This window comes from Planctomycetia bacterium, assembly GCA_034440135.1.
In the GTDB taxonomy this organism is placed as follows: domain Bacteria; phylum Planctomycetota; class Planctomycetia; order Pirellulales; family JALHLM01; genus JALHLM01.
In genome coordinates this window covers 1-3,466 of sequence record JAWXBP010000343.1, presented here as the reverse complement: position 1 = coordinate 3,466, position 3,466 = coordinate 1, and the positions used below count along the sequence as shown (strand labels likewise).

Here is a 3,466-nt window from a genome sequence, read left to right as displayed (position 1 = left end):
TACCGCATGGCATCCGAGCCTCCAGGGTGCAATCGGAATTCCAATTCCGACCGCAAGTGTTTAACCTGAAGCAGACCGAATCGTCAACAGAGCCTAGTCCTCGCGCATTAATGCCGCGACGTCACGCTCCATCGCGCCGCCGCGCGCCTCCAGCGCCTCAATCACGCGTTGCCGGCGTTCCGCCGGGTGATTCTGGCTGAGCTTCCATTTCGCTTCGATCCGTTCGATCGTGAGTCGCAGGCCGACGATGTCGCGGAGCAAGCGAGTCGAGTATTCCATGGATTCGTCCCAATCCCAGGGCGTTTCGCGTGGTTGTTCGTACTTGGCGACCGTGCGGCGCAGCACATCGCGGAGCGATGGTTCGTCGTCAAAGAACGACAGTTGTCCGTACGTATGCACGGCTACATAGTTCCAGGTGGGGACGGTGTTCGGCGCTTGGTAGTAGCTGGGCGAGATATAGGCGTGCGGACCGGCGAAGATCGCCAGGGCTGTCACGTCACCGCTGCGCCATTGGTCGTTCGCCCGGGCGATGTGGCCGAACAGGACGCCTTGTTCGCCGACAGTCGCGTCGAGCAGCAGCGGCAGGTGCGTCGCCTCGGGCCGGCCTTTGACCGTCGTGATCAACGTGGCGAAGCTGTTCGTTTCGATAAACGCGTCGATGCGCTGGCGATCGTCGACGGCGAATGATTTCGGGACGTACATGCAGGCTTTCAGTACAAAGGAACGAACTCGTCGCAGCGCGAAAGCTGGCGAACGTGGCGTCGAGCAGGACACGCTACGGCCGGCGGCGGTTCATTTCAAGAATAACGACGAATTCGCGCGCGGCTAGCCGAACAACTCCTGAATCACGCGACCTTCCGCGACGGTGTGGGGCCGGCCTTGCGGATCGGTGATTCGAGTTTCCGGGTCGATCCCGAGGGCGTGATAAATCGTCGCGGCGATGTCTTCCGGCGTGACGGGATCGCTGGCCGGGTAAGCGGCATGTCGGTCCGATGCACCATAGATCGCGCCGCCGCGAATGCCGCCGCCCGCCAAAACTACTGTGTAGCAGTGCGGCCAGTGGTCGCGCCCATTGGCGGCCGCGCCGGCGGAACTGGTGATCTGGCCGAGTCGCGGCGTGCGGCCGAATTCGCCCATGGCGACGACGAGCGTTTCCTCCAACATGCCGCGCAATGCCAGGTCTTCCAACAGCGCCGCAAGTGCACGATCCAAGTACGGCAAGAGCGAGCGTTTCAAAAGCGGAAAATGATCGCGATGCGTATCCCAGGCCTGATCAAAGCGCCGGCCGCTGGCCACGGTGACCAGCCGCACGCCGGCTTCGATCAAGCGGCGCGCAAGCAACAAGCATTGCCCGACGTGCGGCAAACCGCCGAACTTGCGGGCTTCGACCGAGCGATCGATGCGATCCGGCAGGCCGTAACGCTCGCGCATCCAAGTCGGTTCGCGGGCGATATCGAACGCGCGTCGCGTGCCTTCCGAGGTCAGCAGGTCATAGGCCTTGGCCTGGTGCGTGGCGAGGGCGTCGGCCTCCGGATCGCGGATGGGCGTCGCGCCGGCGCGATTCAATCGATCGAGCAATGTTCGCCGCGCAGCGATGCGATCGAGATTCACGTCCGCGGCCAGTTCCAAGCCCGGCACCTGGTAGTTCGCGGCACTGGGGTCGCCAGCAACGAGCGGATCGAACGCGGGGCCGTAAAACCCGGCGCGCTGGCCGGGCAATTCATGGCCGTTGTTTGACATCAAGTCGGGCAGATGCACGAATGACGGGAGGGACGCATCCGTGGGACGCAGCTTCGCGCACACCGCGCCGAGCGGTGGGAAGTTGTCCGGTTCGTCCTTGATGATCAGATTGCCGCCTCGCGTCGGACTACGGCCGGTGAGCGCGTAGTACGCGCCGGCGTTGTGATCGACGACTTCGTGATGCACGCTCCGCACCAGCGCAATGCGATGCGTCTGCTTAGCGAGGTGCGGCAAGTGCTCGCAGACTTGCAAGCTCGGCGTCGTCGTGTCGATCGGTTGGAACTCGCCGCGGATTTCGGCCGGGGCCTCCGGCTTGAGATCCCACAGGTCCTGATGGGCCGGGCCCCCTTCCAAGAACAACAGAATGCACGCCCGCGCGCGGCCGGGACGAGCGGAGGCGCCTTCGGCCGCCAGCAACTTGGGCAGGTTCAGCCCGAGCAGTCCCAACGTCCCCGCCTGGAGCATTCCGCGCCGCGAGATTTCGTGCAGGGCAAACATCGGGCGCACCGACAAGTTGCCGGAAAAGGGGGCCGCCAGTCACACCGAGGCATCTTAACGCGCAGGCGGCCTCAACACGAATAGGCCCTGCCGATGATTCCTTTCACGCATGGTCGCGCACCAGCCAAAACCGTATAGGCGGCCGTCGCGAGCCGGATTTGCTGGCGATGCGTCCCCCTCGGGCGTACTATGGATGGAGGAGATCTGCTCAGCATCTTTGGGTTCGCCGTCACTTATGAGCGTACATTCCGCCAACTCCAAATGGATCGAGGGACTCGCGGCCGACCAACCCGTGAAGGCCGCCGCCCAACGCGTGTTGGAGTTGCGTTTGCACGCCGTGTGGGAGCGGTTGCCGGCCGCCGCGACGGAAGCGAATCAGGATCCGGAGCACGTGCATCAACTGCGCGTTTCCTCACGCCGGGCACATGCGGCCTTACGGCTGTTCAAAGCCTGCCTGCCGCGACGGAAAGCGAAGCAAATCGAAAAACTGTTGCGCCGCCTCCGCCAGGCCGCGGGCGAGGCGCGCGACTACGACGTACAACACGGTCGATTGTTGAAGCTCGAATCGGACGCCGGCATCGCCACCAAGTCGGTCATCCAAATGGTTGACCGTCGCCGCGGCGAGGCTCAAGCCCCGATTGTCGACGTCTATGAACATCTGCAGGCCAAGGGATTTCCCGACCTGATCGAAGCGCTACTGTCGCGCTTGGACGAACAGGATGACGAGGATTCGAAGCAATCGTTCGGCGAGTACGCTGCGAAACGCCTGAGGCGCGCAACGACGCGATTTTTCAATGCCGAGGCCCACGGCAATGACGCTTACGCCACCCTGCACCAATTTCGCATCCGCGCCAAGGAACTACGCTACACGCTGGAAGTCGTCGCGCCGGTCTGGGGTGAAACTGTGCGGCGCGAGATTTATCCCATGATCGAAGACTTACAAGAACGCCTTGGCGAAATCGTCGACAGCCACGTCGCGATCGACCTCTACAAGCAGTGGAATCGCAAAGCCCGCTGCGACGGGTCGCGCTGTGCGCTACGATCGCTGATCGCTTACCAGCGAACCCAACTCGTCGCGCAGCGTGCCGCGTTCGACAGCCACTGGACGCTGGAGCGATCTGCCAATCTCCGCTCGCAGATTCAGAAATTAGTCGGCGCCTAGCTCCTGTCCCTCGGTAGCCGAAGTCCGTGACCTCGTTGTCCTACACATTTTTTAGGCATCCGGAGG

Annotated in this window: 3 protein-coding genes; 1 reads left to right on the top strand and 2 read right to left on the bottom strand. The window is 63.0% G+C overall.

Going from position 1 to position 3,466, the window contains the following annotated elements:
• Window positions 1-93 precede the first annotated feature (93 nt).
• Together SGJ19_20715 and SGJ19_20710 are read right to left on the bottom strand one after the other, a co-directional pair.
• On the bottom strand, window positions 94-702 hold the full coding sequence (locus SGJ19_20715; GenBank protein ID MDZ4782676.1) for an FMN-binding negative transcriptional regulator: 609 nt from the start codon (window positions 700-702) through the stop codon (window positions 94-96).
• A gap of 123 nt (window positions 703-825) precedes the next feature.
• Window positions 826-2,238, bottom strand: a complete 1,413-nt coding sequence (locus tag SGJ19_20710; GenBank protein ID MDZ4782675.1) for a DUF1501 domain-containing protein — start codon at window positions 2,236-2,238, stop codon at window positions 826-828.
• Window positions 2,239-2,473: 235 nt separating this feature from the next.
• Here SGJ19_20710 and SGJ19_20705 point away from each other — a divergent pair, with 235 nt between their 5' ends.
• Window positions 2,474-3,400: a CHAD domain-containing protein gene (locus SGJ19_20705; GenBank protein ID MDZ4782674.1), complete on the top strand. Its 927-nt coding sequence runs from the start codon at window positions 2,474-2,476 to the stop codon at window positions 3,398-3,400.
• Window positions 3,401-3,466 lie beyond the last annotated feature (66 nt).

Bases quoted from the DNA above. Each gene is read 5' to 3' on its own strand.
- SGJ19_20705 (MDZ4782674.1), top strand. From the start codon at position 2,474: ATGAGCGTACATTCCGCCAACTCCAAATGGATCGAGGGACTCGCGGCC.
- SGJ19_20710 (MDZ4782675.1), bottom strand. From the start codon at position 2,238: ATGTTTGCCCTGCACGAAATCTCGCGGCGCGGAATGCTCCAGGCGGGG.
- SGJ19_20715 (MDZ4782676.1), bottom strand. From the start codon at position 702: ATGTACGTCCCGAAATCATTCGCCGTCGACGATCGCCAGCGCATCGAC.